Origin of the sequence: Blautia sp. AF26-2 (assembly GCF_003460955.1) — a bacterium.
GTDB lineage: Bacteria > Bacillota > Clostridia > Lachnospirales > Lachnospiraceae > Fusicatenibacter > Fusicatenibacter saccharivorans.
Map to the genome: position 1 here is coordinate 51,500 of NZ_QTWD01000014.1, position 16,183 is coordinate 67,682.

General features: G+C 47.8%; 16 protein-coding genes. All 16 read right to left on the bottom strand.

The window, feature by feature from the left end:
• Positions 1–246: 246 nt before the first annotated feature.
• Complete coding sequence (rplA, locus tag DWY63_RS15770; RefSeq protein ID WP_022463246.1) at positions 247–939, bottom strand: 50S ribosomal protein L1; 693 nt, start codon at positions 937–939, stop codon at positions 247–249.
• A gap of 79 nt (positions 940–1,018) precedes the next feature.
• Entirely contained in the window at positions 1,019–1,444 is a 426-nt protein-coding gene (gene rplK / locus DWY63_RS15775) for a 50S ribosomal protein L11 (protein ID WP_022463245.1), read from the bottom strand.
• 72 nt (positions 1,445–1,516) lie between these two features.
• The gene (nusG, locus tag DWY63_RS15780; protein WP_022463244.1) at positions 1,517–2,038 is read right to left on the bottom strand and encodes a transcription termination/antitermination protein NusG; all 522 of its coding nucleotides are present in this window, start codon (positions 2,036–2,038) and stop codon (positions 1,517–1,519) included.
• Between the two features lie 16 nt (positions 2,039–2,054).
• Entirely contained in the window at positions 2,055–2,255 is a 201-nt protein-coding gene (secE, locus tag DWY63_RS15785) for a preprotein translocase subunit SecE (protein ID WP_022463243.1), read from the bottom strand.
• Between the two features lie 21 nt (positions 2,256–2,276).
• Positions 2,277–2,426, bottom strand: a complete 150-nt coding sequence (gene rpmG, locus DWY63_RS15790) for a 50S ribosomal protein L33 (RefSeq protein WP_055219257.1) — start codon at positions 2,424–2,426, stop codon at positions 2,277–2,279.
• A gap of 344 nt (positions 2,427–2,770) precedes the next feature.
• Entirely contained in the window at positions 2,771–4,255 is a 1,485-nt protein-coding gene (locus DWY63_RS15795) for a C69 family dipeptidase (RefSeq protein ID WP_117802600.1), read from the bottom strand.
• A gap of 72 nt (positions 4,256–4,327) precedes the next feature.
• Complete coding sequence (locus tag DWY63_RS15800) at positions 4,328–6,025, bottom strand: M20/M25/M40 family metallo-hydrolase (RefSeq protein WP_158568385.1); 1,698 nt, start codon at positions 6,023–6,025, stop codon at positions 4,328–4,330.
• Positions 6,018–7,328: a CapA family protein gene (locus tag DWY63_RS15805; RefSeq protein WP_119188878.1), complete on the bottom strand. Its 1,311-nt coding sequence runs from the start codon at positions 7,326–7,328 to the stop codon at positions 6,018–6,020. The genes DWY63_RS15800 and DWY63_RS15805 overlap by 8 nt, the downstream gene beginning before the upstream one ends.
• A 129-nt stretch (positions 7,329–7,457) precedes the next feature.
• Positions 7,458–8,198 (bottom strand): gamma-glutamyl-gamma-aminobutyrate hydrolase family protein, encoded by a 741-nt coding sequence (locus tag DWY63_RS15810; RefSeq protein ID WP_055219249.1) that lies wholly within the window; start codon positions 8,196–8,198, stop codon positions 7,458–7,460.
• Between the two features lie 96 nt (positions 8,199–8,294).
• Positions 8,295–9,386, bottom strand: a complete 1,092-nt coding sequence (locus DWY63_RS15815; protein WP_117802602.1) for a M42 family metallopeptidase — start codon at positions 9,384–9,386, stop codon at positions 8,295–8,297.
• 43 nt (positions 9,387–9,429) lie between these two features.
• On the bottom strand, positions 9,430–10,230 hold the full coding sequence (locus DWY63_RS15820; protein WP_117802603.1) for a M55 family metallopeptidase: 801 nt from the start codon (positions 10,228–10,230) through the stop codon (positions 9,430–9,432).
• Complete coding sequence (locus DWY63_RS15825) at positions 10,227–11,219, bottom strand: ABC transporter ATP-binding protein (protein WP_055219243.1); 993 nt, start codon at positions 11,217–11,219, stop codon at positions 10,227–10,229. The genes DWY63_RS15820 and DWY63_RS15825 overlap by 4 nt, the downstream gene beginning before the upstream one ends.
• A 1-nt stretch (position 11,220) precedes the next feature.
• Positions 11,221–12,234 carry an ABC transporter ATP-binding protein gene (locus tag DWY63_RS15830; RefSeq protein ID WP_117761727.1) on the bottom strand — a complete coding sequence of 338 codons (1,014 nt, stop codon included), beginning with the start codon at positions 12,232–12,234 and terminating at the stop codon, positions 11,221–11,223.
• A gap of 15 nt (positions 12,235–12,249) precedes the next feature.
• Positions 12,250–13,134 carry an ABC transporter permease subunit gene (locus tag DWY63_RS15835; RefSeq protein ID WP_055226724.1) on the bottom strand — a complete coding sequence of 295 codons (885 nt, stop codon included), beginning with the start codon at positions 13,132–13,134 and terminating at the stop codon, positions 12,250–12,252.
• 12 nt (positions 13,135–13,146) lie between these two features.
• Positions 13,147–14,067, bottom strand: coding sequence for an ABC transporter permease (locus DWY63_RS15840; RefSeq protein ID WP_117802604.1), 921 nt, complete (start codon positions 14,065–14,067; stop codon positions 13,147–13,149).
• Positions 14,068–14,207: 140 nt separating this feature from the next.
• Positions 14,208–15,908, bottom strand: a complete 1,701-nt coding sequence (locus DWY63_RS15845) for a glutathione ABC transporter substrate-binding protein (protein ID WP_117802605.1) — start codon at positions 15,906–15,908, stop codon at positions 14,208–14,210.
• Positions 15,909–16,183 lie beyond the last annotated feature (275 nt).

Genomic DNA, 16,183 nt, shown 5'->3' on the forward strand with positions numbered 1-16,183 from the left:
TCCAAACGCATGCATGGGCTCTGCTCTTTTCGTTTGCTTTCTACTTAGCATTATACTAACATTTCCGGCAGAATACTTGATCTTAATTTTCATGTTCTAACACTATTTTGATCTTTTTCAATTATTTCCCATTGAAATAAAGCTCTTTCTTAAGGAATCGGAATTCGCCTTTCCCCTGCGTCCGTTTTTCAACGCAAAGAACCCCCGGAGCCATTACAGCCCCGGGGGTTCTCATTCTTTCATTTATTATGCAAGCTTCAAAGTATTAACCTTAACTCCAGGTCCCATAGTAGGAGCCAGAGTAACGCTCTTCAGGTACTGTCCCTTCAGAGTAGCCGGTTTTGCTTTGTTGATTGCACCGATCAGCGTCTGGAAGTTGTCGCTTAACTGCTCCTCAGTAAAAGAAGCTTTTCCGATTGGCACGTGGATAATGTTTGTTTTGTCAAGACGATACTCAATCTTACCTGCTTTGATCTCTTTAACGGCTTTGGTAACATCCATAGTTACGGTACCAGCCTTCGGGTTTGGCATTAAACCTTTCGGTCCAAGTACACGGCCCAGACGACCAACAACACCCATCATATCCGGTGTAGCAACAACAACGTCGTAATCAAACCAGCCATCGTTCTGGATTCTCGGGATCAGCTCCTCAGCTCCAACGAACTCTGCACCTGCTGCAACAGCCTCATCAGCTTTTGCGCCTTTAGCGAAAACAAGGACACGAACCTGTTTTCCGGTACCGTGCGGCAGAACAACTGCTCCACGGATCTGCTGGTCTGCGTGACGTCCGTCACAACCAGTTTTGATGTGAACTTCGATTGTCTCGTCAAATTTAGCAGTAGCTAATTTCTTAACTGTGGAAATAGCATCTGCCGGATCGTACTGAATGCTACGATCAACTGCTTTTGCAGCCTCTAAATATTTCTTACCATGTTTCATTGTCTAATAACCTCCTGGTGGTAGTTGCGGGAATCTCCCTCCCACGTCAATACGAGAAGATGTAAACTCTTCTTCTAAATTAGTCCTCTACAACGATACCCATACTTCTTGCGGTACCTGCGATCATGCTCATAGCTGCCTCAACAGTTGCTGCATTCAGGTCTGGCATCTTCATCTCTGCGATCTCACGAACTTTGTCCTTAGAGATAGTAGCAACTTTCGTTTTGTTCGGAACGCCGGAACCAGATTTCAGGTTGCAGGCTTTCTTAAGCAGAACTGCTGCCGGAGGAGTTTTGGTTATGAAGCTGAAACTTCTGTCTGCATATACAGTGATAACTACAGGGATGATCAGGTCTCCCTTATCTGCTGTTCTTGCGTTGAACTCTTTGGTAAACTGTACGATGTTTACTCCGTGCTGTCCAAGTGCAGGTCCAACCGGTGGTGCTGGTGTTGCTTTACCAGCAGGAATCTGTAATTTGATATATCCTGTAACTTTCTTTGCCATTTTACGGCACCTCCTAAATAAATGTGGTAATTGCGGGAATTTCCCTCCCACGAAACGCCCCTGGGGCATTTCTTACATCTTCTTGACTTCTGCGAAACTTATTTCTACCGGCGTTTCGCGGCCGAACAGCTCAACATTGATGGTAACCATCTGTTTTGTATCGTTGATACTCTGAATCAGTCCGGTTGTATCCTTCCATGCGCCGCCTGTTACAACGACTGCATCGCCGACTTCAAGGTCAAGCTCAACCTTTTCCTCACCACCGGTGATTCCAAGGTTCACCATTTCCTCATCCGTAAGCGGTACCGGCTTGGATCCCGGTCCTACGAAGCCCGTAACACCTCTGGTATTGCGGACAACATACCAGGTATCGTCGTTCATGATCATGTTGATCAGAACGTAGCCCGGAAACAATTTCCGGAGTACCTGTTTCTTGGTTCCGTTCTTGACTTCAACAACTTCTTCCATAGGAACACGTACTTCCAAAATCTGATCCTCAAGATGACGGTTCTCAATTGTTTTCTCAATATTGGCTTTTACTTTGTTTTCATAGCCCGAATAGGTGTGGACTACATACCAGTTTACTTCTGACATTCTGACACCTTTATCCTTATTTGATCAATAAATTGACGAACTCGATTACAGCGCTGTCAACCAGGGTGATTAACCCGCAGGTTACTGCAGAGATCGCTACGACTGCAACGGTCTGCTTGCCCAGCGTTTTGTTGTCAACCCAGATGATTTTTCTGAACTCTGCTTTCAAGCCCTTGAACCAGCTCTTTTTGGATGCTTTTTTTTCAGTTTCTGCCATTGGATCACCTCTTACCAAAGATTATTTGGTTTCTTTGTGCATTGTGTGCTTTTTGCAGAATCTGCAGTACTTCTTTGTCTCCATTCTCTCAGGATGGTTCTTTTTCTCTTTTGTCATGTTGTAATTACGCTGTTTGCATTCAGTACATGCCAATGTGATTTTTACGCGCACGACTTCCACCTCCACTGTGTATTTGCGTTATCGCTTGTGATCCTTGCGGATCAGCGGCGGTCTCTTCATTTCTGCCCTGCTTTTGCTGCTCGTACTTCAGCAATTTCAGGCATAAAAAAAAGACCTTCTTCCATGTCGCTGGTTTATTGTATCACAGGAACTGCCTGTTGTCAACAAAATTCACCAAAGTACGCTGAGATTTTTTATCAGGATCGTATCGTTCACCGGTGTCCGGCGAGCTGTAACACCCTGTTTGTTTGAGACGGTTCCGGACAGGAAATGGTTCTGCGCGCAATTTTTCCTGCGCGCAGAACCGTTCTCCTATTCTTTCCCTAAAAAAAGCCTTACGCATCCGATCTGGAATACGCGTTTTTCATCTGGTTGCTGAGTTCAAAGAGTACCTTGTGCAGTGTTGCACCTGTCTCTTTTTTCAGCATTTCAGCGATTTTGTTGTTTGCTTCTTCTCTCAATTGTGTCTGTTTTGTTTCGTCTGTCTCCCCTGCAAGCAGCGCATCGTACTGATGGATCAGTGCATGGCCTTTTGCCATCACCTTTTCCTGATACCGCTCAATGTGGAAGATAGAAGACTTATAGGATGCATCTGCCATTGCTGCTATCATGCGGCTTGCCCAGTAGAAATTATCTGTGGAAACCTCTCCCGTTGTGTTGGAAAGATACTCCGGTGTTGTCGTCACATCGGTGTAGAACGGAACCAGCACATTGAATGCATTTGACGCAAATGCAATCCACTGCAAAATGCCGTTGTCTCCTTTGTGATCCGGGCGCATCTGGATGACAGAAAGGAAATCGGTCCGGTTGACACCGATGGATCGGTATGCCCCTTTCCACGATTTATCGCCGTATGCGGCATACGGGTCGTACGGTGTTCCCTGATAGTGGGAGGACAGTACGTATTTCACATCCTCTACGGTGATCTTCTTCTCCGGAACCATCATCCACGGAATATCGTCAGATACCGGTGTGTAATCGGCATCCGGTCCGTCCCATTTTTTCGTGTGCGGGTTCAGACAGCGCTCCATGAACCAGGCACGCGGTGTATTGTAAACGTGATCGGAATCATCGTGGCTTCCGAAGGCATCGCGCGGATTAAAATTTCCATCCATAGAAAGATCCAGATGATATGTTTCAATAAATTCTTTCAAGTCTGCTGAGCACATATATTCCTTCTGTTCGCCGAGTGCATCCTCCAGATCAAAATGGTCGATGCCAAGCTGGTTCGGCATGGCCACATAATGGTCATCCGGCACTTTCACTGCCATCCAGTGATGGCCGCCGATCGTCTCCAGCCACCAGATCTCATCGTGGTCCTGAAATGCAATGCCGTTCATCTCGTATGTACCGTACTGCTCCAGCAGGCTGCCCAGTCTTTTGACACCTTCTCTGGCGCTTTTAATATAAGGAAGAACAATATAAACGAGGTCCTCCTCGCCGATTCCGCCCGGAACCTCTTCTTTTCCGTCTTCCGCCGGCTGATAAACGACAAGCGGATCAGCACCCAGCACACGCGGATTCGATGTGATTGTCTCGGTCGCAGTCATACCGACCTGCGCTGCATTCACGCCGCTTGCCGCCCAGACACCCTCGCCTTTTTCTGCGTTTGGCACTGCAGTGTACCGCATCGGATTGTCCGGAAGCTCAATGGTCAGATGAGAAATCTCGGTTTTATAGGTTCTCGGCTGCTCCTCCGGGTGAATCACTACAAATTTTTTCGATGTATAATGGCCTGCACCGGAATCGTCGTTTCGCGCGATCATGGTGGAACCGTCATACGATGCTTTCTTTCCAACTAAAATGGTTGTACAAGGCATAGCTATAGCCCTCCTTTTGCTGTCTTATGCTTCCGATTATGACACTTCCAGCTGCGATTTGCAAGCACCATGTCATCTGTCGTTTTCTTCCTTTTTTACAAAATAAACCGTATCAATTCCTTCTCCCCTGTCATCCTTCAGCCGCCGGACAAGACTATATCCCAGCTTGTCCAGGATATGCTCCTGGGCCCCGTTCGTGGACCAGGTACGGAGAGTAATCCGGCTTCCCGGAAATTTTGCCGCGATGTCCTTTTCTGCTTCTGCATACATTACCTCCGAAATTCCCTGTCCGCGGTAATCCGGCCAGACGCAGAGGGTGGTCAGATAGCAGGAATCCGGATATGCTTCCAGATTTTCACAGTTAAAATGATCCTTCCAGGTCATAAAGGCCCGCACGACTCCCTCTTCCTTCCACAACACCACATGCTGACTGCAGATATTCTCCAGATATTCTGCAATTCCATCCGTCTTTTCTTCTGTCTCGGCCCAGTTCGTCTGGGATGTACTGTTGCGGTGGGAAAGCGGCGGAACGAAATCCTGATCGCACAGCTCCAGCAGCCGCCGGATTTCTTCTTTCTCTTTTGGGTCCTCTATCCCGTCCCTTACAACGACTCTGCTCTCGCAGCACATCCACGGAAGCTGGCATACGAGTGCTACGGCTGCACACATGCCATCTTCTACGCTGGCGGCATCGAGCCATTCTTCTCTGGTATGCGCTCCCCCGCCCCGGCAGAAACCGACACAGATGGCAGGAATATGCCGCGACAATGGGATATTACAGTCTGTGGATGCTTCAGAGCATACCGGTTCTTCCCCATCGGCTGCTTTCAGCGTTTTCTGTGCGCACCGCGTCATACGTGCCATCTGGACAGGATCGGTTTCTCTTGCGCACGGCCGCTTTCCGACGAGCTCACAGGAATACTGTACCTCCTCACTCTGGCGTGCTGCTATGGTTTCCTCCAGATATGTTTCGCAGGCTTCCAGACTCCTGTAATCCTCCGAACGGAATTCAAACAGCATGGAGGCATCCTGCGCAATCGTATTAACAGAGGTTCCTCCCTCTATTTTTCCCACATTGTATGTTGTATGAGATGCTGCATCCGTCTGAAAACGGTAAAGCTCTCCGATCAGACCCGCAAGCTCTGCAATGGCATTTTTTCTTCCGAAATTCAGGAAAGAATGACCGCCCTTTGTTTTTGCCGAAATCCGATACCGGACAGACCCGATGCAGATGGGATACATTTTATCCCGATACAGGTCAAAGGCTGCCATTCCACACAGATTTTTTTCATAATGGTCGACAAGCGCGCGAACTCCGCACAGATTGCCAAGCCCTTCTTCTCCCAGATCCGCTGCAAAAATCAGACCGCATGGAAGCTCCGGCTCTGTCTCATGAACGTATTTTGCCGCCATCAGAAGCATCACGACATTCACGGTATCGTCTGTGATGCCGGGACAACGCCAGATCATTCCGTCTTCTTTAATCTCCAGCGGCTCCTCCAGCGAAAACACAGTGTCCAGATGCGCCGTATACAGAACCTTCTTTTCCTGTTCCGGCCGATACTCCCAGATTACATTTCCAAGCTCATCCGTATGAACTGACTCCATGCCCTGCTGTTTCATCCATTCCATGCAATATGCGATTCTCTGATCCTCTTTTCCCGTTTCCGTCGGGGTCAGTGTCAGCTCCCGCAGCGTCTGCAGCGCAAGTTCTTTGTTGTTCCGGCAAAAGTTTCGGTATTCCTCTTCTATTTCCCATTTTTTACGCATGAAGTACAATCCTTCCTTCTTTGTATTCCCATTCTGTTCCATATCTCTTGCTCACGCGGGTGAGATATTCTGCAATTTTTTCTGCTGTTTTTTCGTCTGCTACGTACGGAATATTTTTTTCTGCGTTTTCCCTGTCCATACCAAGCTCGACCGGCAGAAGCTCCAAATGTGTGCATTTCCCCTGACAGATCTCGAAATACGGCAGCACACTCCGATAGACCTCCGGAATTTCGTAGAGGGAATGTGAGGACTGCTCCTGCCGCCTGGCGATTCCGATGGATGCTGCCGTGTGAATATTCAGACCATATTTTTCCATGTAGTCCGCAGGCAGAAGGCGTACATACTGATTTTCAAAAATAAAATTTCCGAGGCAGTAGAAAATCGGACAGTCATGATACAGTTCGATTCCCTTCAGCTGATGCGTTCCGCCCCCGATCACCGCGCTGGCGCCCGCATCGATACAGGCGTGTGCAAATTCCTCCAGAAAATAATCCGCTTCCTCGTCATTGTCCTTACGGATTTCATGGGAATGTACCATAACCAGGACTGCCTCACATGTCATCTTCGCTTCCCGGATTGCATCGACGGTGCGTTTCACATCGATCGGATTCGGGCTGGAGCTTCTTCCCTCTGTTCCGTCCTTGCTGATTTCAAACATTTTCCCGCCAAATTCCATGATACCCTCGGGAAGCGGAGCGATAAATCCCTCCTGCCGGTGCAGATCCCGCAGTCCGTTGATTCCGGTCACCTCTGCAATCTTTGCAAGATCCTGCGCATGTTTCTCCGTAATGGTATATTTTTCCGAAAAGCGCAGCGGATTTAAGCCCGGCCTGCCAGGCTGCCGTTCCGTCTGGCTTCCCGCCCTGGCTGCATTTTCAAAGGTAGAACAGATATCAATCACCGCAATCTGTCCCGCTGTTGTGTCCAGAATAGCAGGACGCGATGCTTCGTAAAGATTTTTGCCTGCTCCGGCATATGCCACATCCTTTTTTTTCAGTTCGCTGATCGTAGATGCAAGTCCTTCGTAGGAATAATCCATCGTATGATTATTCGAAATCCCAAGAAAATTAAAACCGTAACGCAGGGTATCTTCCAGACACTTCGCATCTGCAGTCAGCCATGTTCCGCCGGAATACGCCGATGCGTAACAGCTGCCGTCCGATATCGTTGTTTCCAGATTCGCCATCCGAACCTCTCCCTGCATCAGAAATTCGCGAATCGGCAAAACATCCTGATATCCCGGCAGAAGCCGTTTCATAATCAGAATATCACCCGCCGCCGATACTCTTATTGTTCTGTTCATTCTTTTTTTGCCTCCCGAACGATTCCTGCTCTCTGCTTTTAGAATCGCATCTTTATCCATTCTTATTTTTTCGTAACGGTTCAAAAGTCCCATCCCGGTTTTTCTTTCCTTTTACATGGTTCCAAATCGTTACTTTTTCTCTCTGTATCTGCTGCTTCTTTCTACCAGATCCGCAAAAAGGCGGTTCATCTCCGGCGCTGAGTGGATCAGCCCTTCCGGATGCCACTGTACGGCCACAATCTGTCCGTTGCGGCTTTCTATCGCCTCGATGGTTCCATCCGGCGCCGTTGCTGAAACCACGATGTCCTCTCCCGGCGTACGCACTGCCTGATGATGCATGGAGTTTACCGCATGGGTTCCCGCCCCAAGGATTTCTGCCAGATGGGTTCCCTCTTTAATTTCTACATGGTGATGCAGATACGACCGCTCCAGGGACTGCAGATGCAGAATTGTAGTTTCCTTCTGTGTATAGATATCCTGGTACAGATCACCGCCGCACAGGACATTTAAAAACTGAATTCCTTTGCAGATGCCAAGCATAGGCATTCCCATCTCTTTTGCTGCCCGTCCAAGTGCAAACCATGCCTCGTCGATCTCCGGGCGGATGGTCTGGATCTGCGGTTTTGGCTCTTCCCCATAATACCACGGATTTAAGTCCTCTCCGCCGGGAACCAGAATTCCGTCGCACACAGCAAGTATGCCTTCCGGATCCGCTTTCATGGCAACTGCCGGAATTGCCATAGGAATTCCGCCGTTATTCAGAACTGATTCGATATAATCGCTGTTGACATACATTCTCTCCGCACTTGAAAAAAGTCCCGGCTGTGTTTTATACGTATTTCCCAAGATTCCAATGATCGGTTTTCTCACTTGTAAACTCTCCTTTTTTACCAGATATGCCGAAAACGGCTTCACCTTTCCTGTGAACCCGCTTCCGGCATGCTTTTTCTTTCGTTATCGAATATTTTACAGTACATCCTGATGGCAGATATGACGGATCTTTTCCTCATCTAAAGCACGAATGACATTGGCTGCCATTGCGCTTGCTGCCTCCAGGTCTTCTTTTGCGCAGAAATTGTAATGGCTGTGCGCATAGCGGGATGGAACACCAAGCACCAGACACGGAACTGCTTTTCCTGTCACGCTGATTTTTGCTGCGTTTGTACTTCCGCCTCTTCTTACACTCTCCTGGTATTTGATTCCGCATTTTGCTGCCACTTCCTCGGCCAGTGAAATAAACTGCGTATTGGAAATATAGCTGTTGTCCAGGATACGAATCTGAACACCCTTCTTCATGCAGCCCTGTGCCTGTCCTGCGCTGATGAAAAAGTCATCGGAAGGAGATCCTTCAAATACAATGGCAAGATCCGGTTTTACAATCTGGCTCGTTACCACAGCACCGCGGGTTCCGACCTCCTCCTGCGCCGCAAAGGCACCGACAACATTAACTGCAAGAGAAGCCTGCTCCTTTTCCAGCTGTTTCATCGTATCTACGATGCACGCGCAACCGGCACGGTTGTCAAATGCTTTTCCGAAGCAGATTTCATGCTCTGCATCGTATTCAAAGGTTACATCCGGCATCATCGGATCACCGATATGGATTCCGAAAACGTTTTCAACCTCCTCGCGGCTGGTTGCTCCGACATCCACATACATTTTTTCAATTTCCAGAGTCTGACTGCTGCGTTCCGCTGTTGTCATGAAATGAACCGGTTTTGCGCAGATAATACCATGTACCATTTTTCCGGATCTGGTGCGGATCCATACCGCATGTGCCGGAAGGCTGGTCAGATGAAAGCCGCCAAGCATGATAATGCCAAGGCATCCGTTGTCCTGGATATTCTGTACCATGAAACCGCATGCGTCCAGATGGGCATCCAGCTGGATGACCGGACGGGAATCCTGCTTTGTTCCCGGCATCCGCACATACAGGTTATTCATTGCGTCATTTTCTACATCAAATTCTTTGCAGTAATCTGCTATGGTACGGATGACATCCTCCTCAAATCCACTTGGTCCAAATGCATCGGAAAGCTTACCAAACATTTCTATATCCATTGTTTTATCCTCTTTTCTTTGGGTTTCTATCAGATTTATATTCTTAATATACAACAAAGCAGTGTGCTGTGACAATATCCATCCAGCGATCTGTCTCCAGCTTATTTGTGAAGGTATCTACCCTCTGCATTCCCGGATAAAACGACATCGTGTACGCTTTTTTCCAGTCTTTATAGGTTACCTCATATGTAAAGTGCTCCGGAAGAGCCACCTGACACTCTTTTTTCTGTCCGGCAACTGCCTTTTTTACCCCTTCCCGGATTTCGGATATCACTTTTCCTTTCGCTTTGCACCACGTTGCCGCACCGACACCATGCTTCGTTTCCACTGTCGTAATGCCCGGAATCAGTTCTTTGGCCTGACGGCAGATCTCCTCATCTCCGGAAAGAAACAGCACCGGTACGTGATGTGATGCTGCTGTATAGCTGTTCAGCATGCACTCACTCATCACTTTTCCATTCAGATGAATATACAGGCTGTTTCCTGTCGATGTGTGGCTGATCGAAAAATTGGGATCTCCTGCCGGTGCATGGTATCCAAGATACAGTACGCCGTCATAGCTGTCGTCGATACCATACATCATATTATACGGATGACCACTCTTTCCCCGGATCAGGGTGACATACTCCGGCATTTTCAGCGGGTCAATGTTGGATGCATCTCCGTGACCGTCCTTTACGACAATCTCATCCGCGCCCGCTTCATGTGCTGCTTCGCATGCCGCAACGACCTCTTCGGTCATCTCCTCTGCAAATCTCTGGTATACGCTTTCCTTCTTATGTGTTTCATCGGTCAGTGCCACTCCGGCACAGCCCTCGATATCTGCACTGATAAAAAGCTTCATTTCTGCTGTTCCCTTCTTTCTTTATCATAAAGATGACAATATACGTAATGTCCGTCATCCACTTCATACCGCTCCGGCGCCTGTGTTTTGCAGCATTCCATGCATTTTGGACATCTGGTATGGAATTTGCAGCCTGTCGGCGGCTTGTGGGCGGATGGGATGCTTCCCTCAAGCAGAATTCTTTCTCTTTTTGCCGTCGGATCCGGAACCGGAACTGCAGAAAGCAGTGCCTGCGTATACGGATGCATCGGATTGCTGTAAATTTTCTCTTTTTCTCCGACCTCCACGAAATTGCCGAGATACATAACGCCGACACGGTCACTGATGTATTCCACAACGCTCAGGTCATGTGCAACAAAAATATAGGTCAGATCCAGGTCATGCTTCAGTTCATTTAAAAGATTCAGAACCTGCGCCTGAATAGACACATCCAGTGCCGAAACCGGTTCGTCTGCGATGATCAGAGACGGTTCTACCGCAAGTGCACGGGCAATTCCGATTCTCTGACGCTGACCGCCGGAAAATTCATGTGGATAACGGTTTGCATGGTAGTCATCCAGTCCTACCCGGTGCAAAAGATCCAGCACTTTCTTTTCCAGATCCGCTTTATCCTGATACAGATGATGCACCAGCAGCGGCTCTGCAATGATATCAAAAACGGACATTCGTGGATTCAGGGACGCATACGGGTCCTGAAAAACCATCTGTACTTTTTTCCGGATGGAACGCATTCTCCGGTCATTGTACTCTGTAATATCTTCGCCATCCAGATACACATGGCCCGATGTCAGATTTTCCAGTTTGCAGACGCCTCTTCCCAGTGTGGATTTTCCGCAGCCGGACTCGCCTACAATTCCGAATACCTCGCCTTTTTTCACCTCAAAGGTAACTCCGTCTACCGCTTTGACGAATTCCTTTTTCCCAAATCCGCTTCCGGCAACCGGATAATAAATTTTCAAATCCTCTACTCTAAGTAATGTATCTGACATCCTAGTCACCTGCCTTCTCTACGTGATCTGTTTTGAGCTGTCCGCTTTCGCAGAGCCAGCATCTGCTGATATGGCCTTCTTCGATCTGGAAAAATCCCGGTTCTTCCTCGCGGCATTTTTCCGAAGCGTATGGACATCGCGGCTCAAATTTGCAGCCTTTCGGCATATATTTCGGGTTTGGAACGTTACCCGGAATCGACTTCAGTTCTTTTCCGGCGTCTCCCAGTCTCGGAATCGATCCCAGCAGTCCCTTCGTATACGGGTGGGACGGATTGGCGAAAATTGTTTTTACATCTCCGCGCTCTACCACGCGGCCGCAGTACATAACGGCAACATCATCGCAGACCTCTGCAACGACGCCAAGATCATGTGTAATAAACAGGATGGATGTACCTGTCTCTTTTTTCAGCTGATTCATCAGATCCAGAATCTGTGCCTGAATCGTTACATCCAGCGCAGTCGTCGGCTCATCCGCAATCAGGATTTCCGGCTTGCATACAAGCGCCATGGCAATCATGACCCTCTGTCTCTGTCCGCCGGAAAGCTGGAACGGATACTCCTTCATCATATGCTCCACACGCGGAACACCCGTTTTCCGGAGCATGTCCTCTGCCTTTTTCAGTGCCTCTTTTTTTGATATTTTTTCGTGCTGCAGAACGCATTCTGCCACCTGGTCTCCAATCTTCATGACCGGGTTCAGACTGGTCATCGGTTCCTGGAAAATCATGGAAATCTTGCTTCCGCGCAGCTTTCTCTGCTGTTCCTTCGTCAGCTTTACAATGTCATCGCCATCCAGCAGGATTTCGCCGTCAGCAATTTTTCCTTTCGTTCCGGCCAGTAATCCCATCACAGAGAGGGATGTCACGCTCTTTCCACTTCCCGACTCGCCTACGATGCCAAGCGTTGCGCCGCGTCGAAGCTCCACATCGACACCGTCTACTGCTTTGATCACACCGCCATCGGTATAGAAATACGTATGTAAATTTTTTATCTCAAGTACGTTATCAGTAGCCACTTCTGCTCCTCCTTATCAATCGGAAAGTTTCGGATCGAGTGCATCGCGAAGTCCGTCGCCTAACAGATTAAAGCTCAGTACGGTAAGGAAAATCGCAAGACCCGGGAAAATCGTCACATACATTGCGCTCGTCATATAGTTTCTTCCGTTGGAAAGAAGCAGTCCCCATTCCGGTGTCGGCGGCTGTGCTCCCATTCCCAGGAAGGAAAGGCTCGATGCCGTCAGAATGGAAGATCCAAATGACATGGAATACTGTACAATGATGTCCGGAATGGCTCCCGGTAGAATATGGTGAAACAGAATTCTCGCATCGGAAACACCGATGTTCCGTGCCGCCAGGACAAAAACGGAATTTTTCAGGGTCAGCGTTTTGCTTCGGACAAGCCGTGCGAAGGTCGGTGTAGAAAAGACAGCGACCGCAATCACAACGTTTGTCATGCCGCTTCCGAGGATTGCCACGATGGCGATTGCAAGAATCAGTCCCGGAAAAGCAAACAGGACATCGCAGATTCTCATAATAATAGAATCAATCCATCCGCCGTAATATCCGGCCAGAAGTCCGAGAATGGTACCACAGACTGCACCGACCGTAACAGCGCCGAATCCGACTGCAAGTGAAATCCGGGTTCCACAGACGATACGGGAAAACAGATCCCGTCCAAACTCATCCGTTCCAAACAGGTGCTTCATACTTGGTCCCTGCAGAATCGCATTATAATCATACTCATTGATTCCGTACGGCACAATTTTGCTTCCGAAAAACGCAAGGAAAATGAGAAAAATGATAAAACAAAGCGCAACTACTGCATTTTTCTGTTTTTTAAATTTTCGAACCATCTCAGAAAACGGAGTTTTAATTCTCTCCTGGTTCTCGGTCTGTACTTTTTTCTTTTCTTTCATTCCACTCATCTCCTACTGAAGTTTAATTTCCGGATTCAGAACCGCATAGAGGATATCGACAATCAAATTGATGACGATAAACTGCAGCGAAAAGATCAGAATCAGGGACTGGATTGCCGGATAATCTCTGTAATTGACCGATTCAATCAGAAGGGAGCCAAGGCCAGGATAGGCAAATACCGTTTCTGTGACAACAGAACCTCCCAGCAGAAAGCCGAACTGCAGACCCACAACCGTCACGACGGAAATCATGGAGTTGCGGAAAACATGCTTCCAGATCACAACCTTTTCTTTGATTCCTTTTGCTCTTGCTGTTCTAACGTAATCTTCTTTTAACACCTCAATAATGGAGGATCTTGTAAATCGTGCAATCACGGCTGCAATTCCGACGCCGAGTGTGATGGATGGCATAATCAGACTTTTCAGGCTCGTTCCGCTTGTTGTCGGCAGAATTCGGAGTTTTACCGCAAACAGCATAATCAGCAGAAAGCCGATCCAGAACGAGGGGAGCGAAATACCCGAGACCGCAATCGTCATTCCGGTGTAATCCTGCCATTTTCCCCTGTGGGTTCCGGACCACACACCAAAGAGCACACCAACAACCGAGCTCCACAGCAATGTGACAAATGCCAGACGAACGGTATTTCCGAATCTTCCCGCAACCTCCTTTGTAACCGGCTGCTTTGTGCGAAGGGAGGTTCCGAGATTTCCTTTTAAAAGTCCTGTCACGTAGGTAACATACTGTGTCGGAATGGATTTATTCAGGCCAAGCTCTTCTCTTACTGCCTCTACGTCATCCTGTGTTGCCTGCTCTCCTGCAACGAGTCTCGCCGGATCTCCCGGAATCAGGCGGACAAAGAAAAATACAAATGTAATAACAATAATCAGTGTGGGGATCGTACCCACAATACGCTTCAGTATATATTTTGGCATATTGTATCTCCTACTTTCATGCTTATCCTACAGGTACAATCCCACGGATCACTGCCTGCTTTCCTGTTTGTAAGAAACCGGCGCCCTCTTTTGATGGAAGGACGCCGGGGTCTTTTTCATATCCTTATTTCAGTCTGCCGTTATTCGGCTGCCATTCTGGCATTTCTCATGCCGATGCTTCCATCGCCTAACAGATATACTCCGGTAATGTTGTTGCTGGTTGCCCAGATGTTTTTATCGCTTGCGATGCAGAGCAGCGGGAGATCCTTCCATACGATATCCTGTACTTCTCCATAGATCTCACCACGTTTGTTTTCATCTGCAGTTGCAAGACCGTCTTTGAGAAGCTGATCTACTTTTTCATTCTCATAGTAGCTGATATTGTAGCTCATCGGCGGCTCAGACTCGGTTGCCAGCATCGGACGAAGTCCCCAGTCAGCATCACCGGTGGAAGTAGACCATCCGCTTATGTAGCAGTCAACCTCGGCATCTGCTCCTGCGCAGTCAGCTCCCTGAATCTTTTCATTCAGAACGGCACTTTCCATTCCGTTCAATTCCAGATCAATACCAACCTCAGAAAGCTGCTGTTTGTAGAACTCTGCTTTTTTCTGATTTGCTGTCGTGTTGCTGTACATCAGTGTTGTGGTAAATCCATCCGGATATCCTGCTGCCTTTAACAGCTCTTTTGCTTTTTCCGGATCGTAGGAATACGGATCATTTCCTTTGTAGTGCTGTACTTCTTCTCCTACCATAGAAGTTGCCACAGAACCGTAACCGTTCATAACGACCTGGATATATGCCTCTTTGTTGATTGCATAAGCCATTGCCTCACGAACCTTAACATCGTTGAACGGTGCTTTCTGTGTATTCATGAAGAAGTACCATACGGCGATGCTGTCGCCCATTCCAACGGATACGTTGCTGTCACCTTTTAAGGTGTCAACACTTTCTGTCGGTACAGACCACATAATCTGTGCGTCACCTGCCTGAATTGCAGATACACGGGTAGCACTTTCTGCAACCGGTTTGAATGTGATGCTCTTAAATCCTGCATCTGCATCTGCCAGAGCAGTTCCGCCGCAGACGTCTGCGTCATATCCCCACCAGTCTTTGTTCAGCTCTACCTTCATATGGTCACCGGCAACCCACTCAACAAATTTGTACTGGCCGGTTCCTACCGGTGCCTGTGCACAGGCATCTTCTCCTGCTTCAATCTGTTTCGGGCTCATGATCAGCGTAGCCGGATGTGCCAGGTTGCTGATGAAAGCACCGAATGACTGTGATAAATAAATTTTAACGGTATAATCATCTATCTTCTCTGCATGATCCAGAACATTGCAGAGGAATGTAGTACGTTTCAGTCCAAGGCTCTTGTCTGCCCATTTATTTACGTTTGCAATCAGGGCATCTGCATTCCACGGAGTTCCATCGGTAAAGCTTACGCCCTCACGAAGATGGATCGTATACTCGGTTGCTTCATCGTTTGCTTCGTAGCTGGTTGCCAGCATCGGAATGATCTGCATATTCTCATCAAATCCAAACAAACCGTCCATCATCATTCGCTGTACACCACCGGAAAGTGTATCGGAAGTATCCATCGGATCCATGGTGGTAAAGTCTACAGCTACCATTGCCGTAACATCAGAATCCTGGGATACCGACTCGCCTGCCGGAATCGTGATGGTATTCTCCGTACCTGCTTCTGAACCGGATGAGGTCGATGCAGCGGATGCTGTTGATGTGCTCTTACTTGTGTCAGAAGAACCTGTCGATCCACATGCTGTCAGTGCCAGTGCCGTTGCTGCTACAACCAGAGCACGCATTACATGTCTTTTTTTCATTGTTGTCTCCTCCTTTTCTGCAAGTGTTGCTGTTTTCTTTGTTCTTTCTTTTCACAGATAACAGAACCATGATATAAAAAAGAGCAAAGATGCCTTACCTTTTTTTTACAGCCCCTTTGCTTAATCGGTATTATAGATGTAATGCGTCACTATGTCAAAGCATTCTTCCTGATTTTTTCTTTTCTTTTTTGTCTTTTTGCATTTAGGTTGTTTATTTTCGTCAAAAATGATATAATTATCCTAATTTTTAACCCATTACCACTTTTTAGCAGGAA

Coding starts and splice junctions, on each gene's coding strand:
- rplA (WP_022463246.1), bottom strand. CDS start 939: ATGAAACATGGTAAGAAATATTTAGAGGCTGCAAAAGCAGTTGATCGT.
- rplK (WP_022463245.1), bottom strand. CDS start 1,444: ATGGCAAAGAAAGTTACAGGATATATCAAATTACAGATTCCTGCTGGT.
- nusG (WP_022463244.1), bottom strand. CDS start 2,038: ATGTCAGAAGTAAACTGGTATGTAGTCCACACCTATTCGGGCTATGAA.
- secE (WP_022463243.1), bottom strand. CDS start 2,255: ATGGCAGAAACTGAAAAAAAAGCATCCAAAAAGAGCTGGTTCAAGGGC.
- DWY63_RS15795 (WP_117802600.1), bottom strand. CDS start 4,255: ATGCCTTGTACAACCATTTTAGTTGGAAAGAAAGCATCGTATGACGGT.
- DWY63_RS15800 (WP_158568385.1), bottom strand. CDS start 6,025: ATGCGTAAAAAATGGGAAATAGAAGAGGAATACCGAAACTTTTGCCGG.
- DWY63_RS15805 (WP_119188878.1), bottom strand. CDS start 7,328: ATGAACAGAACAATAAGAGTATCGGCGGCGGGTGATATTCTGATTATG.
- DWY63_RS15815 (WP_117802602.1), bottom strand. CDS start 9,386: ATGGATATAGAAATGTTTGGTAAGCTTTCCGATGCATTTGGACCAAGT.
- DWY63_RS15820 (WP_117802603.1), bottom strand. CDS start 10,230: ATGAAGCTTTTTATCAGTGCAGATATCGAGGGCTGTGCCGGAGTGGCA.
- DWY63_RS15825 (WP_055219243.1), bottom strand. CDS start 11,219: ATGTCAGATACATTACTTAGAGTAGAGGATTTGAAAATTTATTATCCG.
- DWY63_RS15835 (WP_055226724.1), bottom strand. CDS start 13,134: ATGAAAGAAAAGAAAAAAGTACAGACCGAGAACCAGGAGAGAATTAAA.
- DWY63_RS15840 (WP_117802604.1), bottom strand. CDS start 14,067: ATGCCAAAATATATACTGAAGCGTATTGTGGGTACGATCCCCACACTG.
- DWY63_RS15845 (WP_117802605.1), bottom strand. CDS start 15,908: ATGAAAAAAAGACATGTAATGCGTGCTCTGGTTGTAGCAGCAACGGCA.